The sequence below is a fragment of the Sphingomonas sp. LR59 genome (genome assembly GCF_036855945.1).
Lineage (GTDB): Bacteria > Pseudomonadota > Alphaproteobacteria > Sphingomonadales > Sphingomonadaceae > Sphingomonas.
On sequence record NZ_JASPFL010000001.1, the window covers coordinates 3,854,858 to 3,876,849 of the forward strand.

Sequence of the window (21,992 nt, forward strand, 5' to 3'; positions counted from 1 at the left end):
AGGTACACCAAAGGTATCGCATGACTTAAACCGTCATCCTGACGAAAGTCAGGATCCAGAGTAACGGACGGAACCGCTCGTTGCTCTGGATCCTGGGTCGAGCCCAGGATGACGGAAAGTACCGTGGGCAAACGGAGGTCGAGATGACGGCACCAGATCGAACGCCATGGGACGGTATCATCGTGACCGACCCAGATGTTTGCTTCGGCAAGGTTCGCATCGCCGGCACCCGAATGTACGTCGATCACCTCCTTGAGTTCATCGAGTATGGTGGTTCGATCGATAGCTATCTCGCGGATTATTCCCATATCACTCGGGCACAGTTGCAAGCTGCACTCGGGTTCACGCGCGATCTCGTTGCGGCGAAGCGCAATAAGTTAAAAGGTGAGTTGAGGCATGGCTGACTACGACTATGACGTCCTCGTGATCGGTGCGGGCCCCGGCGGTTACGTCGCAGCGATCCGTGCAGCGCAGCTCGGCCTGCGCACCGCTTGTGCCGAATCGCGCGAGACGCTCGGCGGCACCTGCCTCAACGTCGGCTGCATCCCGTCCAAGGCGCTGCTCCACGCTTCCGAGATCTACGAGGAGGCCAAGGGCGGCCACCTTACCAAGTTCGGCATCGACTTCCAGGGCGTCACGCTGAACCTCGACCAGATGCACGCCGAGAAGGCCAAGGCCGTCAAGGAACTGACCGGCGGCGTCGAATTCCTGTTCAAGAAGAACAAGGTCACCTGGCTCAAGGGCAAGGCCGCGTTCCAGGACGCACACACCGTTGATGTGAACGGCCAGAAGGTCACCGCGAAGAACATCGTCATCGCCACCGGCTCCAGCGTCATGCCGCTCCCCGGCGTCGAGGTCGACCAGACGACCGTCGTCGACAGCACCGGCGCACTCGCACTGCCGAAGGTCCCCGAGCACATGGTCGTGATCGGCGGCGGCGTGATCGGCCTCGAACTCGGCTCGGTCTGGCGTCGTCTCGGCGCGAAGGTCACGGTCGTCGAGTTCGTTGACCAGATCCTCCCCGGCTTCGACGGCGAAGTCCGCCGCGAGACCGCCAAGCTCTTCAAGAAGCAGGGCATGGAGCTCAAGCTCTCGACCAAGGTCACCGGCGTGACCGTCGCCGACGGCGTCGCGACTGTCACCGTCGAGCCCGCCGCCGGCGGCGCATCCGAGACGCTGACCGCCGACGCGGTGCTCGTCTCGATCGGGCGCAAGGCCAACGTCGACGGCCTCAACCTCGACGCCATCGGCCTCGAACTCAACAAGCGTGGCCAGATCGAGACCGACCACAGCTTCCGCACCAAGGTCGACGGCGTCTGGGCGATCGGCGACTGCATCCCCGGCCTGATGCTCGCGCACAAGGCCGAGGACGAGGGCGTCGCGGTCGCGGAAAACATCGCCGGCCAGACCGGTATCGTCAACGAGGACGTCATCCCGAGCGTCGTCTACACGATGCCCGAGATCGCCGGCGTCGGCCTCACCGAGGAAGCGGCGAAGGAAAAGACCGAGATCAAGGTCGGCAAGTTCCCGTTCGCCGCGAACAGCCGCGCCAAGACCAACCGCGACACCGACGGCTTCGTGAAGATCATCGCCGACGCCAAGACCGACCGCGTCCTCGGCGTCTGGATCGTCTCGAGCCTCGCCGGCACGCTGATCGCCGAAGCCGCCATTGCGATGGAATTCGGCGCGACCAGCGAAGACATCGCCTATACCTGCCATGCGCATCCCACGCACGCCGAGGCGATCAAGGAAGCCGCGATGGCGGTGCAAGGCAAGCCCATCCATATCTAGCAATAGCTAGATATGGATGGGCTTGCCCGGCCGGCGGCGCTCCAGCGCCGTCCGACGACAGGGGCTTTGCCCCTGTCCGGCCAAGCCAGGCCTAAACTGAATTTAGAAAGGGCGTCGGTGGTAATCCACCGACGCCCTTTCTGCGTCTACAGAGCAAGGGGAAAGGTCGGCACCGGATTGAACCGCAGTTTGCCCGAAGCCCCGTACGTTCCTCAAAACCCATCCGACACGCACCCCCAATCCGTCATTCCGGCGAACGCCGCGACCCACGGTTACGGCGGACCCGGCGATACGTGCTGCCATGCCCCTGTTCGCGACCATGGGTCCCGGCGTCCGCCGGGATGACGGGAGGAGTGATGAATGGTGAAGCCCCATTAAAGGGACGCGAACTCGGGTGGATAATGATGGGCCTGGCCTATCACGACGCCCAGCGTCCCCCGTTGCGCCCTCCGATCCGTCATCTCGGCGAACGCTGGGAACCCCCGGTTACGGCGAACCTGGCGTACCGTGCTGCCAAGACCTGGTCCGCTACCATGGGTCCCGGCGTTCGCCGGGATGACGGGGAGGAAAGCGCGGCGAAAGCGGAGGGCGTATGCCTGACGAGGCGCGTCGCGCTAACGACCTCTCGCCCAAGCCATACCGCGCGCGCACCCCGCGCACCCCCGAACACTCCGACTCCCAATCTCTAAACGTCCGCCGCTCCACCCAACCCAAACGAATCCTTAGCAAAGCCAGCCTATTAGCCGCCTAACGAACGAACAAGCAGGTGTCCGTGGCGCTCGATCTCACTACCCTTTACGTGGTTGCCGCGCTTGGCATGCTGGTGGCGGGGTTCGTCCACCTCGTGCCGGTGGCGACGGGGCGGTTCGGCACATGGGCGCTGCTATGGGGCGCAGGCCATCTCGTCGTCGGGTTCGGCACGATGATGGCGGTGCTGAACGACAGTATCGGCATCGCCTGGGCGCCGAATACTGGCAATCCCGCCGCGGTGATTGGGTATGCGCTGATCGCCGGTGCCGTGCTACGGTTCGCTCGGCCCGAGGCTCGCCTGACGCCGCTTTTGGGAATTGCCGCCATTTTGGCCGCACCATTGGTGTTCAGTGACGATCCCGCACATTTTCACCTCCGCGTCGCCTATCTCAGCGTCGTTCGCGCGAGCTTCGATGTCGTCGTCGTCATTGCTGCACTCCGCCTGGCGCGGCGTGAATCACTCCAGACCGGCTGGATCGTGGCGACGCTGTTCGCGATCACCGTGCCGCTCTTTCTCGGCCGCGCCTGGCTCGCCTATCACGACCGGATCGGCACGCAACTGACCGGCATGCACAACGGTCTTGGCGCCTGGCTCGCCGCGGGCCAGATCGCCTTCATCATCTTCCGCACCTTCTCGCTGCTGATCCTGCAAGCGGAGCGCGGCCAGACCGCCCTGCGCGACCAGATGGAGCGCGATCAGCTTACCGGTGCACTCAATCGCGTAGGCCTCGACCGCGTCAGCCGGACGTTTGACCCGCAGACACCGCTCGCAGTCATGATGTTGGATATCGATCGGTTCAAAGCATTGAACGATACGCTGGGCCATGCCGCAGGCGACGCGGCGTTGTGCACGTTGGCGGACATTGTGAGGGTGGCGCTCGGTCGGAACGGTCATCTGGTTCGATGGGGTGGCGACGAGTTCGTCTGCCTACTGCCCGATACCGCTGTCGATCAGGCCATCACGTTGGGCGATGCCATCGCCGCGGAGTTTGCCTTGGCTATGCAACGTGATGCACCGGCGGCGGGTGTGATCGGTGTCAGTATCGGCACCATCGACGGCGTTTGGGGTGGCCAGATTGCCGACCTGATCTCACGCGCCGACGCCGCAATGTATCGTGCCAAACGCGCGGATCGTCGCACACCGTTCGGGTACGAGAAGGCTGCCTGACGACACTGCGGCTTGACCAAGCCGCAGTCTGATTGTGACGGCGCCAGCAATATCGGGCCGCAGGATGGGCTATGATCAGCGGGAAGGCGGCGTTTCCTTGTCCGGCATGGCGCCTGCCCGACTTGCGAACCCGGCAAATAGCCGTTCGAGTCCACCAGCGACGCTGTCGAGGACCTTTGCCATCTCGGGCGACAGCGCAGGTGCATCGCTGCGGGGCGGTTCGGGGGTGTCGCCTGCGAACGGGCCGGATCCTGCATTTGCTTCTGCTGCTGCAGGCTTCGGTTCGGGCGATCCTTGCTTGACGGAGTCAGCATGACCCGATCCCTGCCCAGGAGACGACTTGTCACGATGAGATGCAGCGACGTCTTCGCTCGCGCCAGTTGCAGTGTGCGCGGGGGCGACGATCCAGCTTGCGATGGAGATCTGCCTCCACATGCCTGGTCCGACCCTGGCGAAGCAGGCCGCTCTCCCGTCGATCGCGTACCCTTGCTGGCGATCGCCGCGGCCGCCGCCATGAGCCCAGCGGCGAGGACCTGACGCCCAGCGCCCTTGGCCAGCACGCCTAGAACGATATCCCGTCCTACCGGACTAGCCATGCTTTCGATCAGCGTGTTTCCCGTCTTTCGAAGGTCTTTCGGGATCTTCACGCCGCCGATCCGCTTGGGAATCCTGGCTGTCTTCGTCTTTGCCATATCAGTCTCTCACGCTGTGTCTGATATAGATAAGACACCGGACCTAGAGTGCAACACACGCGCTCAGCGGATCGGCTCCGTCGATGCTCCTGCGATTGCGGGCGCAGGGCGTTCATTAGTAAATCCGATCGGGCGTTACGATCCGAACACGCTGAACGGGACGCCGACGAACAGGCCAAGCGTGAAATCGTCGTCGCGGCCGCCGGTGCCGTCGCGACGGTTCAGATAGACACCGCGTACGCCGCCGCGCAGCTTGCCGGTGCCGTCGCCGACGAAATACACGGGCACGTCCAGCGAAAAGGCCTTGGACTTCAGATCGACGCTGACCTGCGGCGCGATCGCCAGCGTCGCGAACTGTCCGACCGCTGCGCCAAAGCCATGCCGCGCTTCGACCGCGACGATGGCCTTGTCCTTCCGCACCGGGGCGCCGTCCGCGTTCGTCAGGCACTGCGTCTGTGGTGTCGTGATCGGTTGGCAGAGCGTCACCGGATCGTTTTCGGCATAGCGGCGGCCATAGGTGAAGGACCCGGTCAGCGCGGATTGGCCCAGTCCGAGTAGGACACCGCCGAACGCGGTCGCCTTGAAGCCGAGCCTGGACTGGTCGCGGGTCGTGAATGCGGCGCGATCGAGATAGGTAAAATCGATCTGGCTCGCCGCCACTCGCACACCATAAAAATCGACGTTTCCGGGCAACGCGGCCTTGATCATCGAGCGCAGCCCTTGCGGATAATAGCGTAAGACGAACATCGATACGCCGGTCGGAAAGCTATAGGGATCGCACAGCTGGGCCACGTCGTCCTTGTCGCCATTCGCGTTCAGGCAACTCTCCCGCGCGCGCTCGACCTCTGGCTTTTCCGTACCATTCAAGTCCGCCTCGGTTGAATAATGGATATAGGATAGGGCGATCTCGGTGCCGCCCGAAAACCCGTCCAAACCTAATATCTTCGCTTCATGGCTCGAATCGAGATCGCTCGCGGCGGTGATCGTCAGATGATCGGCTGCCAGCCGCTTCCCGGTCTGCACACCGCTGATGTCGAGCGTCCAGGACAGGCTCGCGATCTTGTCCTCGCTTGATGCGATGAATTGCAGATCGGGCGTTGGGCTGGATTTAAGGAAGCGGTCATTGGGCCCGTTTGCGGAGCCGGATTCGACCGCTTCCAAAGCCAGAAGCCTGTTGTCCGCGATATGATCGACGATCATGTTTCCAATTGTCGATCGCTTGCCCTGCGCGTTGGCTCCCGTGACGACGGGCGCATCGGCCCCCGGCACGACCTTACCCACGGCCCCAGACGTTACCGACGATGCATCGGCCGTCATGCCGCTGGCGATCAGGCGCAGGTCCCGCGCCGCCGCCTCGGCAGCCCCGGCGGCTCGCGTCGCCGCCTGCGCCGCGCGCTCAACTGCGGCGAGTGCGCGGTGGTAATCTGCCATCGTCGGCGCCGTGACAGGCCCGGCCGATATAGCGCCGGCCTCAGCGGGTAACGTCGCGGGTGTGGGAGGCGAAGACTGTGCCCAGGCATCGCCATGTCCCGCCAGGCCAATGGCGAAAGCGAGAGCATTGATCGCACGCATCCGGACCGGCAGCATCAGCGCACGTCGATCAGGAAAGCATCATAGGCCTTCCCGAGTGGGGGCGGGATCGTCGATGCATCGCGGGTATAGATCGCCGCGCCGTTGCGCAGGATTTCGACCTTCATGGTGGCACCGGGATCACCGATCATCACCCATTCGAGCAATTTCTTGCGGTCAGGTACGGCCTTGAAGATACCTTTACCGCCACTCGTCGCGACGGGTTGCCCGTCGAAGGCAAAGCCATAATCGGCGATGCCGTTCAGATGCGACACTACGATCTCGAGGACTATGCGCAGATCAGCCATGAAAATACTGCCCCTGTAGGGCCGAACGGGCGAGGACCGCGTCGAGTGTGCGGTGGGTCGAGGGTCGGCCGGTAAAATACACGCGGCACGCTACGAACTGGACGCCCTGTGGAGCGTTGACCCGTGGATACCCTATTCACCGCCAATCACAGCGGCGAGATAGGTCCGTTTCGGGGATTTGGCATCGAACGCGAACCGACGTGGTGCGCTGGCGGAATCCCGTTGCCGTTCCTATCTCCCGCACTGGCATCCGGCCAAGAACAGAAGTAGAACTCACCTTATGCTGACCAAGATTTCCGTACGCGGCGCGCGCGAGCACAACCTCAAGGACGTCGACATCGACATCCCCCGCGACACGCTCACGGTGATCACCGGCCTGTCGGGGTCGGGCAAGTCGAGCCTCGCCTTCGACACGATCTACGCCGAGGGCCAGCGTCGCTACGTCGAGAGCCTCAGCGCCTACGCCCGCCAGTTCCTCGAACTGATGCAGAAGCCCGACGTCGACCACATCGAGGGCCTGTCGCCGGCGATCTCGATCGAGCAGAAGACCACGAGCCGCAACCCGCGCTCGACCGTCGCCACCGTCACCGAAATCTACGACTATATGCGCCTGCTCTGGGCGCGCGTCGGCATCCCGTACTCGCCCGCCACCGGCGAACCCATTGCGGCGCAGACCGTCAGCCAAATGGTCGACCGCGTCATGGCGCTCCCCGAGGGCACGCGCCTGTACCTGCTCGCCCCCGTCGTCCGCGGCCGCAAGGGTGAGTACCGCAAGGAACTCGCCGAGTGGCAGAAGGCGGGCTTCGCGCGCGTCCGCATCGACGGCACGATCCACGACATCGACGAAGCCCCCGCGCTCGACAAGAAGTACAAGCACGACATCGAAGTCGTCGTCGACCGCCTGGTCGTCGGCGGCGAAATCGCCACGCGCCTGGCCGAGAGCTTCGAAACCGCGCTGAAACTCGCTGACGGGCTCGCCTATGTCGACCCCGCCGACCCGGTCGAACCGCACACCCCCAAGTCCGAAATCCTCGGCAACAACGCCCCCGACGGCCGCATCGTCTTCAGCGAAAAGTTCGCCTGCCCGGTCAGCGGCTTCACCATCTCCGAGATCGAGCCGCGCCTGTTCTCGTTCAACGCCCCGCAAGGCGCGTGCCCGGCCTGCGACGGGCTCGGCGAGAAGCTGCTGTTCGACGAAGATCTCGTCGTCCCCAACCACATGCTCAGCATCAAGAAGGGCGCGGTCGTCCCCTGGGCGAAATCCAACCCGCCATCGCCCTATTACATGCAGGTCCTCGGCAGCCTCGCGCGCGAGTTCAAGTTCGACATCGAGACGCCCTGGTCCGACCTTCCGCCGGAGGTCCAGAGCACCATCCTGCACGGCTCGAAGGGCAAGCCCGTCACGCTCACCTTCATCGACGGCAAGAAGAAATACGACGTCTCCAAGCCGTTCGAAGGCGTCATCGGCAACCTCAACCGCCGCATGCTCCAGACCGACTCCGCCTGGATGCGCGAGGAGCTCAGCAAGTACCAGTCCGCCGCCCCCTGCGAAGTCTGCGGCGGCGCGCGCCTGAAACCCGAAGCACTCGCGGTCAAGATCGCGATGAAGGACATCTCCTACGCCACGCACCTGTCCGTGGTCGACGCGCTCCAGTTCTTCACCGACATGCCGCAGCATCTCGGCGACCAGCAGAACGCGATCGCCGAACGCATCCTCAAGGAGATCGTCGAGCGGCTGGGCTTCCTCAACAATGTCGGCCTCGACTACCTCAACCTCGACCGCACCAGCGGCACGCTCTCAGGCGGCGAGAGCCAGCGCATTCGCCTCGCGTCGCAGATCGGCAGCGGCCTGTCCGGCGTGCTCTACGTCCTCGACGAGCCCTCGATCGGCCTGCACCAGCGCGACAACGACATGCTCCTCAAGACGCTCCGCCGTCTGCGCGATCTCGGCAACACCGTGCTCGTCGTCGAGCATGACGAGGACGCGATCCGCACCGCCGACTACATCATCGACATGGGCCCGGGCGCGGGCGTCCGCGGCGGCCAGGTCGTCGCGCAGGGCACGCTGAAGCAGATCCTCAAGTCCAAGGGCAGCATCACCGCCGACTATCTCAACGGCACGCGCGAGGTCCCCGTCCCCGCGACGCGTCGTAAAGGCAACGGCAAGAAGCTCACCGTCCACAACGCGGTCGCGAACAACCTGCGCGGCGTCACCGCAAGTCTCCCGCTCGGCACCTTCACCTGCATCACCGGCGTCTCCGGTTCGGGCAAGTCGAGCTTCACGATCGACACGCTCTACGCCGCCGCCGCACGCGAGCTGAACGGCGCGCGCATCGTCCAGGGCAAGCACGACAAGATCACCGGCCTCCAGTATCTCGACAAGGTCATCGACATCGACCAGTCGCCGATCGGCCGCACCCCGCGCAGCAACCCCGCTACCTACACCGGCAGCTTCACGCAGATCCGCGACTGGTTCGCCGGCCTGCCGGAATCGCAGGCGCGCGGCTACAAGCCCGGCCGCTTCAGCTTCAACGTCAAGGGCGGCCGCTGCGAGGCGTGCCAGGGCGACGGCGTGCTCAAGATCGAGATGCACTTCCTCCCCGACGTCTACGTCACCTGCGACGTCTGCCACGGCGCGCGCTACAATCGCGAGACGCTCGAGGTGAAGTTCAAGGGTCATTCGATCGCCGACGTGCTCGACATGACGGTCGAGGACGCCGCCGAGTTCTTCAAGGCGGTTCCCCCGATCCGCGACAAGATGGCGATGCTGGTCGAGGTCGGCCTCGGCTACGTCAAGGTCGGCCAGCAGGCGACGACGCTCTCGGGCGGCGAAGCGCAACGCGTCAAGCTCGCCAAGGAACTCTCGCGCCGCGCCACCGGCAACACGCTCTACATCCTCGACGAACCCACCACCGGGCTCCACTTCGAGGACGTGCGGAAATTGCTCGAAGTGCTCCACGCGCTGGTCGAGCAAGGCAACACGGTCGTCGTGATCGAACACAATCTCGACGTCATCAAGACCGCCGACTGGGTGCTCGACCTGGGCCCCGAAGGCGGCGTCAAGGGCGGCGAGATCGTCGCCGAAGGCACGCCGGAGAAGGTGGCAAAGGCCAAGGGCAGCTTTACGGGGAAGTATCTGGCGCCGTTGCTGGAGAAGCGGGTGGCGATAGGAGGTTAGGTTGTGCGCCGCTAATTTCGAGGTACAAGGCTCGAAACAAGGAGTGGATATGATCGACGACCCCATACTTCAGTCTTACCTGCAGGACTTTTCAAAAAACTATAACTTGGAAAGTCATAAAGAAGCGGATGTTTTTGAATACTTTTCGAGCTATTGCGTATTCTTGCGCGATTTTTCCGACCATACGGTGCTCGAAGATGTTGTTGTAGCGGGTGGCTTAGATACCGCCATCGATGCAGTCGGTGTTTACTTAAACGATATCCCGGTCGTGACTCCGGCACAGGTGGATGAGATCGTTGGTCGTCAAAGGATCGATGCGGACTTTGCTTTCATACAAGCAAAGACGTCTAAAAAACTGAATGCAGCAGAAATTGGTAGCTTTTTTCAGGGCGTAAGAGAGTTTTTGGCCCGAGATATCAGCCAGCAAACGATAGTATAGCTTCTAAGAGGTTTTTATCGGATCATATATTTGTAAATAGTGTAAAAATGAGATCTAAGCCTGCCCTTAGTCTATATTATTGCTATGCGGGTAATTTCAAAAATGATCCAGTTATTCGGGCTCGTGTAGAATCAGGTCGAGATGACCTAATGTCGTTCAATCTTTTTTCGAGCGTATCGTTCGAATTTGTCGACGCTGATAAACTGCAAAGTCGTTACCAGGAAATAAATCTTCGCGTCGAAAAGGAGGTTCGCATAAATGAGTATGCGTCACTTCCTGCTATTAAAGGCATACGACAGGCGTATCTAGGCGTTTTGCCCTGCTCAGAACTTGTGAAATTGCTATCGAACTCTGACGGAAAGCTTCACAAGGCTTTATTTAATGAAAACGTTCGTGATTTTCTCAGTCGAAATCCGGTTAATGATGAGATAGCTCAGACATTAACTTCAAAAGAAAAGCAGGGACGGTTGGCGGCGCTCAATAATGGCGTTACTATTGTTGCTCGAAATATAAAGATCGTGGGTAAGGATTTCACGCTTAGCGATTACCAAATTGTGAATGGCTGCCAAACTAGTCACCTGGTTTTTGAGTATCAGGACCAGATTGATGCGGAAACCTCTTTGCCTGTGAAGCTTATCGAGGCTGAGGAACGGGATCTTATTAACGAAATTGTTAGAGCAACAAACAGGCAGACAGAGGTAAAGGACGAGGCGTTCGCGGTTTTAAGTGACTTTCATAAAAAGATAGAACGCTTCTTTTTTAGTTCAGAGGCACTGCCTGACCAGAAGCTAGTTTATGAGAGACGTAAGCGATAATACGCCGACACGACGTATACCACTCAGAATATTGTAACTCTTACGTTTTTGACTAACGCTTTTGTGAGTTGTATTCTGGAGCGACCCGTTGATGCGAATGACTACTATGGCGTGTTGTTAAACAAATACGAAGACACGATGTATGTTGATGGTCATTCGTTGTGGCCTTACCTTGCTGCCGCCGTACTCCTCCGTGAGCTTGAAAAGCTTTGCGTTGGAAAAGCGCGTCCCGTACTTTACAAGTTTCGCTTTATTATAGCGTTAATGATCCGTCGAAAATTTGGCGCGGTCCCTCATCTAACTAATGACAATGCGCAGCGGACTTATGCCGAGAATTTAATAACCGCGTGTCGTGATCGCACCGCGTTTATGAAAGAAGTTTTAGAAGCTGAGATTAGACTAGCCGAAGCGGTTAGACTAGAAGGGGAATCTTTCGATAGCCGGAACGCTCACCAAGACCGGCGTTTCGTCGAACGGCTATTTGATTCATGATTTACAAGGCGGCGGCGCAAAACGTTTGAGTTTAACCCGCCGCCTTTCGCAACGCCGCATTGATCCGCCCCTGCCACCCCGGCCCGCCCTCGCGAAACTTCGCCAGCACGTCCGGGTCGTGCCGCAACGTCACCTGTTGCTTAGCCCGGTCGCGCAGGGGAGGGCGGCCCTTCACGACGCCGTTCGGCCCCAGATAGCCCGTCGCCGGCCGTATCACCTTGCCGTTGACCGCCAACTCGGCGTGTTCGAACATCTCGTCCGTCCACTCCGGCGCGTCGTCGTTCGGATCAAGCGAGGTAGCGTTCAAATCGCGTGCGTTCTCGGGCATTGGCGTTCCTCATCGATATGACGCGCCTACCGTCTTCGGCGTCGACCCATATTACCACGACCATGCGATCTTCGAGCATGCCGATCGTCGAATAGCGCCGCTCGGAATACGCGACGCGCTAGTCCTCGAACTCCGTCCCCGCAAACACCTTGCCCGCATCGGCGAAATCGAGCCCTCGCTCCGCCAGCGTCCACGCGCGTTTTACCGGGTCGAAGCTGATCTCCACATCCGACCCTTTATGTAACTACAATAATGCCGCCGGCAATGAGAGCATAGCGTGGCATCACAGTCAGTAAGGGTAATCGCATCGGTAACGGACGCATCTCGGTCGCCAGCGCAAAGCGGAACCCCTGCCACCGACCGTCCGTTTCCGAGGCTGCATCAAAGGACATTCCCATGACCAAGCCTCACCCGCACAAGCCCGCCCCCAGCCCCAAGCCAAACGCCAAGACGTTCGGCATCAACGCGCTGTCGATCGGGGCCGCGGCGATCGGTCTCGGGGGTGCGTTGCTGGTGGTGTTCCTGCGCTCGAAGGCCAACCCCGCCGAGCATGCCGCGCCCGATCTCGCGCTCGACAAACCCCGCCCGGGTGCGACCGATCGCGCGCCTGACGCCTTCCGCCCCGATCCCACCGCGGTCCCCACCAAGGCCGAGCGCGAGTCGCTCCGCCCCGCGACCGGCCCGGCCCCGTCGTTCGCCGCGGATCGCGGTTCGACGCTCGGCTGACGCGCTTTCCTGATCCTCCCCCGCAAGGGGGAGGTGGCTGGCGCTTGCCAGACGGAGGGGGAGGGGCGACTACCCGGGTTCCGTGTCCTCCCCTCCGTCACCTGCGGTGCCACCTCCCCCTGGCGGGGGAGGATCAGAATGGCCCGACGGTCGAAGCTGATTCCGACGCCACCACCCTTGCTCCGACACCCTGGACCGGTTCCGGCGTCCACGGCCCCGCGAACTCGATAGCGGCGATGTGCGGAACGGTGGATACCGAACCAAGGCTCTCCTGACCAAAGCCGAAGGGTCCGACATGACGGGGGAGGGCATAACCCCCATCCTTGTTCTCCTGCGAAGGCAGGAGCCCAGGATCAAGCAGGACAGCGATCGTGGCTCCTGGGCCCCCGCGTTCGCGGGGGAACAAGGCAGCAGCTCCAACCGCCGACGCGTCCCGCCCCCCGAAACCGCTGTCCTACACACCCCGATCCGGCATACCTGATCGGTCCTCTCCGCAACGAGGATCGATCATGGCGAACGCACCCACCCCGGCCGACCCGCCGTCATGCTACATCGCAACGCGCGCCGCGCCCGCCCCCAGGCCACGCTACGAACCCCCGATCCCCGACCATCTCCCAGACGCGGTCCGCCACGTCATGGCCTGGCAAGCACATGTCGACGCCGGCCGCATCGGCACCCGCATCCCCGTATCGCCCGAGATCGCCGCCAACCGCGACCGCTGAACCGCGCTCGCCCGGACCATGCGCAAGTGACCGCCGCTCTCCAGGAGCCCGGCATCGATCAAGCCACCGAGCAAGCCGGCCAACCCGCAGCCCCCTCGCAAACCGCCCCCGATCACCCCGTACCCCCGCAAGCCGAGGCGCAAGCCGACAACGCCCCGCGCGCCTACATCCCAGCCACCCCGACCCGCTACACCCAGCGCAGCGACGGCTGGACCCCGGATCGCCAGCGCGGCTTCCTCGAACGCATCGCCGAGGGCGCCACCGTCGACGAAGCGAGCGCCAGCGTCGGCCTCTCGCCCGGTGCCGCCTACACGCTGCGACGCCGCGCGGCGGGCGCGGCATTCGCGCTAGGCTGGGACGCCGCCAAGCTGGTCGCGCGGCCGATCGTCGCCGAAACGCTGTTCCTCCGCGCGATCGCCGGCCAGACCGAGCGCGTCACCAGGCCCGACGGTGAAGTGATCGAGCGCCACCGCTACGACAACCGCCTCGCCATGTCCTTGCTCAACCGCCTCGATCGTCCCCTTGCTGCTCGCAGCGATACTGCGAATGGGCCGACGCCACCGAGACCGCCAACGCCGCCACCCGCATGGTCGCCGCCGAATTCGACGCCTTCCTCGACATCATCGCGCGCGACGCCGGCCCCGCCCGCGCCGGCCTGTTCCTCGGCGAACGCCTCGACGCCGACGCCATACAGGCGGGGGCGGGGCCAGGAACGGGATCAGCGCCGAGCGCAGCCGAAGCAGCGATGGCGCCGATCCTCGCGCTCGCCCGTGCCGACCGCTGGTTGCGCAGCGCCGCCGGCGTAGCCTCCGGGATCGACGTCAGCGATCTCGATCCCGCCGCCCGCGCCGACTGGACGGCCGCGCAATGGTCGCGCACCGAAGCCGCCGGCCTGCTGCAATTGGCGCCGGACCCCGCTCCCGAACCGGCACCCGATCCGGCGCTCGATCCCGACCTGAAGCCCGCTGTCGAAAGCGCGCCAGCGTCTGCACTTCCTGTACTTCACTTTGACCAGGATGGTCGCGACGGCGTTCATCCGGTCTGGTTCGACTCCATATCGCAGGGCTGGCGGACCTGTTTTCCGCCGCCGGATCCGTTTTTCAATACCGAAGACGGCCTGTTCGGCGAAGACACGTACAGCCGCGAGTGGTCGGACGAGGAGGCGATCATCCTCGACACGCCACGCGACCGCGAGGTCGCCGAGCGGACGATCACCGAGGGCGTCGACCGCGATACATGGTTCGTCGCCTATGCGATCGACGGCGGTCTCGTCGACGAAGCGGGCGCCGAGGCGGCCGGCGCCACCGATACGGATCGCATCACCACGTTGGCGGCGAGTTTCGATCCGCTTGGCTGCGACGAACCGGTCGCACCGGCGCCCGGCGCGCGCGCGGGTCTCGATCCCGGCCAGCCGCAGCGCCTGGACGTTCCGTCGCCCCCGGTCGCGGCGCCTGCACCCAAATCCTCCACCGGGCGTTCTCCCGCCGTCAGACTCTTATACGACAGGGATCCCCATGAGCATCTTCAGCAAGATCAAGTCCGCCATCTTCGGTGAGCACGGCCCGCTCGGCAGCGGCCATTTCGGCACGCCCAAGGCCGACGCACCGGCTCCAGCGCCCGCGCCGCAGACCACCGCAGCCCAGCCCGCGCCGACGCCAACGCCGACGACTGCCGCCCCGACTCCGCAGGCGGCGCCCGCCGCGCCCGCCCAGTCGGTCGATGTCGAGGCCGTTCTCTCGGGTATCGCCTCCAAGAAGGGGTCCGATCTCAACTGGCGCACCTCGATCGTCGATCTGATGAAGCTGCTCGATCTCGATTCGAGCCTCGACAACCGCAAGGAGCTCGCCACCGAGCTCGGCTATACCGGGGCCAAGGACGGCAGCGCCGAGATGAACATGTGGCTGATCAAGGCCGTGATGCGCGAGCTGGAGAAGAACGGCGGCACCGTGCCCGCCAACCTCAAGGACTGAGCTGCGATTGGCGCCGGCAACCAAACCCCGGCGCTGATCATTACGCCTTCAGTATCAACCCCCTGAAAGGACACGACATGCGCGTTGCGATGCTGGGCCTGCTGGCCGCCTCCACCCTTGTTGCCGGCTGCGTCGGCGATGGAGGCAGCCGCTACGGCGTCGACCCGCGCTATCGCTCCTACGACTATAACCGCGTCGACCCAGCGTACGGCGGCTACGATGCCGGTCGCTATTACCGCGACGACCGCCGCTACCGCGAGCGCCGTCTGTCGCGCAACGACCGCGTCTATCGCGGCAATGACGGCCGGTATTATTGCCGCCGCAACGACGGCACCACTGGCTTGATCGTTGGCGGAGTCGCGGGCGGCGTGCTCGGCAACGTCATCGCTCCCGGTGGCTCGGGCCTGCTCGGCACCGTTCTCGGTGCTGCCGGCGGTGCGCTCGCCGGACGCGCGGTGGATCGCTCCAGCAACGACACCCGCTGCCGTTAAATCCCTCGACCGGCGCCGAAATATCGGCGCCGGTCGTTCTAAATTCTCGCCGTTGATGGCGTTGCGTGCAAAAATATTATGTGCGGTAATCGACGCAGTTCTTGACCCATTTTACCGGCAAGATTTGCAATTCGGGCGGTCTTGGCCCATATAGCGTTCAGCTACAGTCGCATATCGACGGTTCTTGGCGCTTTGCGGCACCTTTCTCCTTCTTTCCCTGCTCCGCGGCACGGGTCGCCCGAACGTCGGGTTACTCTCTACTAAGAAGGAGCCACTTCATGGCTATCACCGGAACCGTCAAGTTTTTCAACGCCGACAAGGGCTATGGCTTCATCGCGCCGGATGGCGGTGGCAACGATGCATTCGTGCACATCACCGCGGTTGAGCGCGCCGGCATGCCGACGCTGAACCAGAACCAGCGCGTCACCTACGAGCTCGAGCCCGACAAGCGTGGCAAGCAGTCGGCCGTGAACCTCCAGCCAGCCGATTGATCTCGCTGGCGGATTACGGTCCGCCAACCTGATCTCGGTTGCGATGCGGCGGCCATCATGGTCGCCGCATCACCCCTTTGAAATTTCCCGCAGGAGCGCACCAGCATGGCCGATAATCCAGAATTTTACCGGGCCCGCGCTGATGAAGAGCGTCGCAACGGCGATGCCGCCCTCCTCGACAACGTCCGGGATCGCTGCCGCCGCGCCGAAAAGGCTTGGGACGACATGGCCTCACGCGCCGAGCGTACCCAAATCCTCCGCGCGGCGCGCGAAGCTGCCCCTCCCGGTGGGGAACGCATGATGATCGGCACCCCGTCGATGGTCCCCGCTGAATAAGTGCGTACGGATCTCGGTTGAGGTAAATTGAACCCGGGTGCAGCGATGCGCTCGGGTTTTGCTTTCCTAGTCCGGAAGTAAAAAGCTGAAGGGAGAATGGGTTCGCGCAGAGGCGCAGAGAGCGCGGAGGTTCCCAGTCGAACCGGAGGTTCTCAAAACTCTGGTAAAACCAGCTCCATCACCCCGAGCGAACCACCTCAGCGTCCTCCGCGCGTCCGTGCGAGTCAATCTTCTGGCACTGCGGTGACCACCGGAAGCTGAACGAGCATTCTCCCTATCTCAACAGGGGGAGGAGCGCCCGCAGCGAAGCTCGGCAGCAAGGTTGAGGGGCGTTCAGAATGCCCTAGTCAGGTGAAGATCGACGCCGCCGCTATTTCAGCGGCTTACCGGAGTCTTTCCACCGGTCGAGGATTTGCGATTCAGGTGGCAGCATGTCAGCGGCAACGGCGGCAGTCGTCTTGGCGTAGGCGGGCTTGGCGTCCGCAACCACCACCGGTGCAGACGATGCCGAGACCGCAACTGCCGCCGCCGTTGCCGCGGCGATCATTTGCGGCGTCGGCGTCGAGGGAGTGATCGGCTGCACCATCATGTGCGGTCCCGGGAGCGGTTCGCCACCGGCATAGCGCTGGGTGAACGCCGCCGAAGTGCCCCAATACCCCTTCCAGCGATGGAAGAAATGCGCGCCGACCACGTCGGTCATCACCATGCTGCGGTTCCACGCCGGCGTCACCGCATAGGTGTGGTAATGCGTCGCCAGCCCGACCGGCGCGTAGACATAGCCCGCGAGCGCCATGCCCGCCGCCCGTGCCGCGCGTAGCCACGCGGCCCGCGCCGGCATACGCGCCATCGCCCCGTCGCAGGCGAAGCTGAACTGGCAGCCGGCATGCTCGGAGCCTTGGTACACCACGCCGCATACCGTCCCTGGAAAGGCAGGATGGCGCGCGCGGTTGAGGATGACCTGCGCCACCGCCTGCTGCCCTGAATCGGGTTCGGAGGCGGCTTCGTAGTAGATTGCGGCGGTCAGGCACTGGATCGCGCGGTCGCGGTCGATCGCCGACGCGCCCGCCATCGAGAAGGGCCGCGCCGGGACCACGCCGGCATCGAGCGCCGCCCCGGCTGGAATCGGCAAGGCGGGCAGGTCGATCGTGCCGGTGACACCGCTCGCAGGTGCCGCGATTTCCTGATCGGGGAGGGGGCCGACACCGGAATGGGCGTCGCCGTCGCGACCATCGTCCGGTCCCGCGCGGCATTCCGGGCAGAGATTCCGCGCAGCGCGGCGTGCGCAGACATGCCGGCGCCGATCACCAGCACCGTGGCGACCATCGCCAACCATATGCGATGCATCGCCCGAACCGTCTGCACCCGAACGCGCACCCTGCCACCTCGAAATCTGTCCACGGGGGAAATGCCCCGACGAGCATGAAGATTCCGTGTAACCGATATCGCGCGCAGGATCGCCCGCCGATTCCGTCCGTCCCACCGCGGGACGATCGTCCCAATCGGCAGCGGAATGCTACACGAGGCGGTGCGTTCAGGCGAAGATCGTCAGCGCAAGGTTGCGGTATCGAGTTTCAAGGCAGCCTCGGGGATCACCTCGACGTTCGGATAGGCCTTGCGCAAGGGCTCGATGAACTGTTTGGCATCGCCGACGACGACAATACTGGCCGCTTTCGGGTCTAGCAACGCGACCGCAGCGGCCTGCACCGACGCCGGATCGACCGCACCGACCGCACCGGTGTAGCGTTGCAGTTCGCCCAGCGGCACGCCGTTCTGGACATACGCCCCGAGGATCCCGGCAACCCCCGACGTGGTCTCGATTCCGCGCCCGAAATTGCCGACCAGCACCGCCTTGCGCGTGTCGAGTTCAGCGGCAGGGACGGGGGCGGACCCCATTCGCGTCATCTCGGCGGCGATCAGCGTCACCACCTCGGCGGCGGTCGGGTTCTTGGTCTGCGTCCGCGCCGCGACGGTGCCCTGCGTCTTGCCCGCATCGAGCCCGCTGCCCGCGCCATAGGCCAGCCCGCGCTTGATCCGGATTTCCTGGTTCAACCGCGACGAGAAGCCGCCGCCGAGCACTGTGTTGCCGACCGCCAGAGGATAATAGCGCGGATCGTTCCGCGCGATTGCCGGCCGCGCCACCACGACGCCCGCCTGACCCGCTTCGGGCATGTCGACGACGATCACGCGAGGCTTCGGGTAGGTGACCTGGGGCGCGGCGGCCGCCACGGCGCCGCCCGATCTCCACCCGCCGAACTGTGCCTCGGCAAACGTCTTCGCTTGCGCCGCGGTGACGTCGCCGACCATGATCAGCGTCGCCTGACCCGGCTGGAAACTCCGCGCATACGCCGCGGTAATGTCGTTTCGCGTCATCGCCTTGAGCGACAGCGGGGTGCCTCCGTTCGGTGCGCCATAAGGCGACGCGCCGAGGACGGCCCGGTCCGCGACGAGCCCTGCGACCTGCGCCGGATCCTTCAACGTCAGCGTTACCGCGTCGATCTGTTGCGTCCGCGCGCGTTCAATTTCCTCGGACGCAAACGCCGGGTTGATCGCGACATCCGCGAGGATCGCCATCGCCGGTGCGAGCTGGTCCGACTTCACGGTCACGTCGACCGCTGCGCCATCGCTCCCCGCCGAACTGCCGATCGAGCCGCCAAGCCCCTCGACCGCGCGCGCGATCTGCGTGGCCGAGCGCGTCTTCGTACCCTTGGTGAGCAATTCCGCCGACAGGCTGCTGACGCCCGCGCGGTTCGCCGGATCGGTCGCCGCACCACCGGCGGTCACCAGATACGCGGTGACGATCGGCAGGTCGTGCCGCTCGACCGTCACCAGCCGCATGCCGTTCCTGAGCCGCGTCTCCACCGGCTGCGGGATCGTCGGGGAAACCGACGCGCTCGGTGCGGGCGGCTGGACGCGCTGCCCCTCAGGCGCGGGCGTCACGATTGCGATGTTCGCAGGCGCCTTCAGGTCGGCAACCTGCACGGTCGGCGCTATCGCGATCGTATCGGTAACGCCGGCCGCGGGCTTGGCGGCAAGCGGCATGTACCGGATCGTCGCCGACTGGTTCTCGCCCAGATACTTCCGCGCCACGCGCTGGATATCCGCCGCCGTTACCCGCGCAATCGCCGCGAGCTGCTTGTCCGCTGCTTGCGGATCACCGTCGACCAGTACCGCCGACGCCAGCGTACTCGCTTTCCCCTCGGCGGTCTCGCGCGACTGGATCGACTGGGTCAGGATCTCGTTCTTCGCCTCGGCCAGTTCGGCGGCAGTCACCGGCGTATCGCGGAACCGCGCGATCTCCCGCTTCAACGCGGTTTCGCCCGCCTCGACCGTCTTGCCGCCGGCGAGGATGGCGTAGACGACCATGTTGCCGGTCGCCTGCTTGGTATCGAGGAAGGCCTCGGCCGACTGCGCGAGCTGATCGCGGTACACGACGCTCTCGTACAACCGCGAGCTCTCGCCCGTTGCCAGCACGGCCTTCAGGACCATCAGCGCGGGAATGTCGGCGTCGCGATCCGGCGGCAGGTGATAGCTGACCAGCACCGCGGGCAACGGCGTGTTCGGCTCGTACACCGTCCGCGTGATGGCCTTTGTCCGCGCCGGCTCCGCCACCGTCACGCGCGGGATCGCCGCGGTCGGCTTCTTGATGCCCGCGAAATACTGGTCGACCCAGCCGTTGAGCTGCGCCGGATCGAAATTGCCGGACACGACGAGGATCGCATTGTCCGGCCGATAATAGGTCGCATGGAAGGCGCGGACGTCGTCGATCCCGGCGGCTTCCAGATTCTCCAGGCTGCCGATCCCTGGTCGCGCATACGGGTGAACCTGATAGGCGAGCTCGGGATAATAGATCGAGAACAGCTTGCCGTAAGGCTGGGCGAGCGTCCGCTGGCGTAGTTCCTCCTTCACCACGTCGCGCTCCGACCCGAAGCTCTTGGGCTCGACGACGAGGCTCGCCATCCGGTCGGCCTCCGCGAACAACAGCCGCTGGAGGTGGTTGGCCGGAATGGCCTCGTAATAATTGGTATAGTCGTCGTTGGTCGACGCGTTGTTGTAGCCGCCGACATCCTCGGTCAGCCGGTCCATCTGCTCCGACACGAGGTTGCGCGTCGACTTGAACATCAGGTGTTCGAACATGTGTGCGAACCCGGACTTGCCCTTGGGATCGTCCTTCGATCCGACGTCGTACCAGACCTGCACCGACACGTTCGGTGTGCCCGTGTCACGGATCGCATAGACGCGCAGGCCGTTCGGCAAGGTGCGCTCAGTATAGGCAATCGGCTTTACGGAGACCTGGGAAGGTGCGGTCTGCGCCACCGCCGCTACGGGGAAACATGCTGCGGTAAGCAGCAACGCGGAGCGGAGGAGGCGCATAAAGATCCTTACTTGTTGCGGTTCGCGAACAGCACAGCGCCCGCGATCGCCGCCGAGCCGATGCCGACGCCCAGACCGATCTTCGCGAGCGGCCAGCTCTTCGCCTTCTCCGCGGCGTTGTGCGCGGCGGCTTCGGCCTGCAACTTCGCCTCCTTCGCGGCGGCGAGGATCTCGTTCGGGGTGTCGCTGTCGATCTTGATGGTCACTTGGGCTCTCCTTCACTCTTCCGGGCATACACGCCACGGAAATCATTCGCGAACTGCGTCAGCGTCCCCGAGGCGATCGCCGCCCGCAGATCCGCCATCAGCGTTTCGTAGAACCAGATGTTATGCTCCGTCATGAGCATTGCGCCAAGCATTTCGCCCGACCGGACGAGGTGATGCAGATACGCCCGACCCCAGGTCGCGCAAACCGGGCAGGGGCAGGCGGGGTCGAGCGGCCCCATGTCCTCGGCGAACTTCGCATTGCGGATGTTGATCGGCCCGGTCCGCGTGAACGCCTGGCCGGTCCGCCCGGACCTAGTCGGCATCACGCAGTCGAACATGTCGATCCCGCGCTCGACCGCACCGACGATGTCGTCGGGCTTGCCGACGCCCATCAGGTAGCGCGGTTTGTCCACCGGCAACTGGTCCGGCGCGAAGTCGAGACAGCCGAACATCGCCTCTTGCCCCTCGCCGACCGCCAGCCCGCCGACCGCATAGCCATCGAAGCCGATATCGATCAGCGCATCCGCCGATGACTTCCGGAAGCCCTCGTTCAGCGCACCCTGTTGGATCCCGAAGATCGCGTTGTTCTCGGCGTGCTCTTCGCCGCTGTCGAACGCTGCGCGCGACCGCTTGGCCCAGCGCATCGATCGCTCCATCGCCGCGGCCTGCACCTCGCGCGTCGAGGTCGTCGGCACAAGTTCGTCGAACGCCATGACGATGTTCGAGCCGAGCAGCCGCTGGATCTCGATCGAGCGCTCGGGGCTGAGCAGATGCCGCGTGCCGTCGAGGTGCGACTTGAACGACACGCCCTCCTCGGAGCGCTTGGTCAGGTCGGCGAGACTCATCACCTGATAGCCACCGGAATCGGTCAGGATCGGCTTCGACCACCCCGAGAACGCGTGCAGTCCGCCCAGCTTGGCAACCCGCTCCGCACCCGGCCGCAGCATCAAATGATAGGTGTTGCCAAGGATGATGTCCGCGCCCGCGCCCACCACGTCGGCGGGCTTCATGCCCTTGACGGTGGCCGCAGTGCCGACCGGCATGAACGCGGGCGTGCGGATGTCGCCGCGCTGCATCGCGATGACGCCGGTGCGCGCCTTGCCGTCGGTGGCGGATATGGTGAAGTCGAAGCGGGGACGGGTGGTCATG

The 21,992-nt window shown here is 63.9% G+C and carries 22 protein-coding genes; 14 read left to right on the forward strand and 8 right to left on the reverse strand.

Annotation, left to right across the window (positions count from 1 at the left end; translation table 11 throughout):
* Positions 1-143: 143 nt before the first annotated feature.
* The 3 genes from QP164_RS18145 to QP164_RS18155 all read left to right on the forward strand — a co-directional run bounded on the left by QP164_RS18145 (position 144) and on the right by QP164_RS18155 (position 3,709).
* Positions 144-404 (forward strand): DUF433 domain-containing protein, encoded by a 261-nt coding sequence (locus QP164_RS18145; RefSeq protein WP_056050234.1) that lies wholly within the window; start codon positions 144-146, stop codon positions 402-404.
* The gene (gene lpdA, locus QP164_RS18150) at positions 397-1,791 is read left to right on the forward strand and encodes a dihydrolipoyl dehydrogenase (protein WP_333924018.1); all 1,395 of its coding nucleotides are present in this window, start codon (positions 397-399) and stop codon (positions 1,789-1,791) included. The genes QP164_RS18145 and lpdA overlap by 8 nt, the downstream gene beginning before the upstream one ends.
* A 772-nt stretch (positions 1,792-2,563) precedes the next feature.
* Positions 2,564-3,709, forward strand: a complete 1,146-nt coding sequence (locus tag QP164_RS18155) for a GGDEF domain-containing protein (protein ID WP_333924019.1) — start codon at positions 2,564-2,566, stop codon at positions 3,707-3,709.
* Positions 3,710-4,536: 827 nt separating this feature from the next.
* On the opposite strand, the gene QP164_RS18160 is transcribed toward QP164_RS18155, so the two are convergent.
* The gene (locus QP164_RS18160; RefSeq protein ID WP_333924020.1) at positions 4,537-5,832 is read right to left on the reverse strand and encodes a hypothetical protein; all 1,296 of its coding nucleotides are present in this window, start codon (positions 5,830-5,832) and stop codon (positions 4,537-4,539) included.
* Positions 5,833-5,987: 155 nt separating this feature from the next.
* The gene (locus QP164_RS18165) at positions 5,988-6,278 is read right to left on the reverse strand and encodes a hypothetical protein (protein ID WP_132737531.1); all 291 of its coding nucleotides are present in this window, start codon (positions 6,276-6,278) and stop codon (positions 5,988-5,990) included.
* Between the two features lie 280 nt (positions 6,279-6,558).
* Here QP164_RS18165 and uvrA point away from each other — a divergent pair, with 280 nt between their 5' ends.
* From uvrA to QP164_RS18180, 3 genes are all read left to right on the forward strand, one after another.
* On the forward strand, positions 6,559-9,456 hold the full coding sequence (uvrA, locus tag QP164_RS18170) for an excinuclease ABC subunit UvrA (RefSeq protein ID WP_333924021.1): 2,898 nt from the start codon (positions 6,559-6,561) through the stop codon (positions 9,454-9,456).
* 49 nt (positions 9,457-9,505) lie between these two features.
* A complete protein-coding gene (locus QP164_RS18175; RefSeq protein ID WP_333924022.1) occupies positions 9,506-9,895 on the forward strand; it encodes a hypothetical protein in 390 nt (129 codons plus the stop codon).
* Between the two features lie 149 nt (positions 9,896-10,044).
* Positions 10,045-10,710: an AIPR family protein gene (locus QP164_RS18180; protein WP_333924023.1), complete on the forward strand. Its 666-nt coding sequence runs from the start codon at positions 10,045-10,047 to the stop codon at positions 10,708-10,710.
* A gap of 523 nt (positions 10,711-11,233) precedes the next feature.
* Here QP164_RS18180 and QP164_RS18185 read toward each other — a convergent pair.
* Together QP164_RS18185 and QP164_RS19930 are read right to left on the reverse strand one after the other, a co-directional pair.
* Positions 11,234-11,530, reverse strand: a complete 297-nt coding sequence (locus tag QP164_RS18185; RefSeq protein ID WP_333924024.1) for a BrnA antitoxin family protein — start codon at positions 11,528-11,530, stop codon at positions 11,234-11,236.
* Positions 11,490-11,609, reverse strand: a complete 120-nt coding sequence (locus tag QP164_RS19930; RefSeq protein ID WP_443027462.1) for a hypothetical protein — start codon at positions 11,607-11,609, stop codon at positions 11,490-11,492. Before QP164_RS19930 ends, QP164_RS18185 begins: the two co-directional genes overlap by 41 nt.
* A gap of 317 nt (positions 11,610-11,926) precedes the next feature.
* Here QP164_RS19930 and QP164_RS18190 point away from each other — a divergent pair, with 317 nt between their 5' ends.
* From QP164_RS18190 to QP164_RS18225, 8 genes are all read left to right on the forward strand, one after another.
* Positions 11,927-12,256: a hypothetical protein gene (locus QP164_RS18190; protein ID WP_333924025.1), complete on the forward strand. Its 330-nt coding sequence runs from the start codon at positions 11,927-11,929 to the stop codon at positions 12,254-12,256.
* A gap of 509 nt (positions 12,257-12,765) precedes the next feature.
* Positions 12,766-12,978, forward strand: a complete 213-nt coding sequence (locus QP164_RS18195; RefSeq protein WP_333924026.1) for a hypothetical protein — start codon at positions 12,766-12,768, stop codon at positions 12,976-12,978.
* A gap of 26 nt (positions 12,979-13,004) precedes the next feature.
* Positions 13,005-13,784 carry a hypothetical protein gene (locus QP164_RS18200; protein ID WP_333924027.1) on the forward strand — a complete coding sequence of 260 codons (780 nt, stop codon included), beginning with the start codon at positions 13,005-13,007 and terminating at the stop codon, positions 13,782-13,784.
* Positions 13,724-14,533: a hypothetical protein gene (locus QP164_RS18205; RefSeq protein ID WP_333924028.1), complete on the forward strand. Its 810-nt coding sequence runs from the start codon at positions 13,724-13,726 to the stop codon at positions 14,531-14,533. Before QP164_RS18200 ends, QP164_RS18205 begins: the two co-directional genes overlap by 61 nt.
* Entirely contained in the window at positions 14,493-14,948 is a 456-nt protein-coding gene (locus QP164_RS18210) for a DUF3597 domain-containing protein (RefSeq protein WP_060524062.1), read from the forward strand. Before QP164_RS18205 ends, QP164_RS18210 begins: the two co-directional genes overlap by 41 nt.
* Positions 14,949-15,025: 77 nt before the next feature.
* Entirely contained in the window at positions 15,026-15,439 is a 414-nt protein-coding gene (locus QP164_RS18215) for a glycine zipper 2TM domain-containing protein (protein ID WP_333924029.1), read from the forward strand.
* 278 nt (positions 15,440-15,717) lie between these two features.
* The gene (locus QP164_RS18220; RefSeq protein WP_031394996.1) at positions 15,718-15,930 is read left to right on the forward strand and encodes a cold-shock protein; all 213 of its coding nucleotides are present in this window, start codon (positions 15,718-15,720) and stop codon (positions 15,928-15,930) included.
* 105 nt (positions 15,931-16,035) lie between these two features.
* Complete coding sequence (locus tag QP164_RS18225) at positions 16,036-16,266, forward strand: hypothetical protein (protein ID WP_056060610.1); 231 nt, start codon at positions 16,036-16,038, stop codon at positions 16,264-16,266.
* Between the two features lie 370 nt (positions 16,267-16,636).
* On the opposite strand, the gene QP164_RS18230 is transcribed toward QP164_RS18225, so the two are convergent.
* From QP164_RS18230 to tgt, 4 genes are all read right to left on the reverse strand, one after another.
* Positions 16,637-17,599 (reverse strand): cell wall hydrolase, encoded by a 963-nt coding sequence (locus tag QP164_RS18230; RefSeq protein ID WP_333924030.1) that lies wholly within the window; start codon positions 17,597-17,599, stop codon positions 16,637-16,639.
* 212 nt (positions 17,600-17,811) lie between these two features.
* Entirely contained in the window at positions 17,812-20,637 is a 2,826-nt protein-coding gene (locus tag QP164_RS18235; protein ID WP_333924031.1) for a M16 family metallopeptidase, read from the reverse strand.
* Positions 20,638-20,645: 8 nt separating this feature from the next.
* Positions 20,646-20,843, reverse strand: coding sequence for a hypothetical protein (locus QP164_RS18240; protein WP_197978314.1), 198 nt, complete (start codon positions 20,841-20,843; stop codon positions 20,646-20,648).
* Positions 20,840-21,991 (reverse strand): tRNA guanosine(34) transglycosylase Tgt, encoded by a 1,152-nt coding sequence (tgt, locus tag QP164_RS18245; RefSeq protein ID WP_333924032.1) that lies wholly within the window; start codon positions 21,989-21,991, stop codon positions 20,840-20,842. The genes QP164_RS18240 and tgt overlap by 4 nt, the downstream gene beginning before the upstream one ends.
* Position 21,992 lies beyond the last annotated feature (1 nt).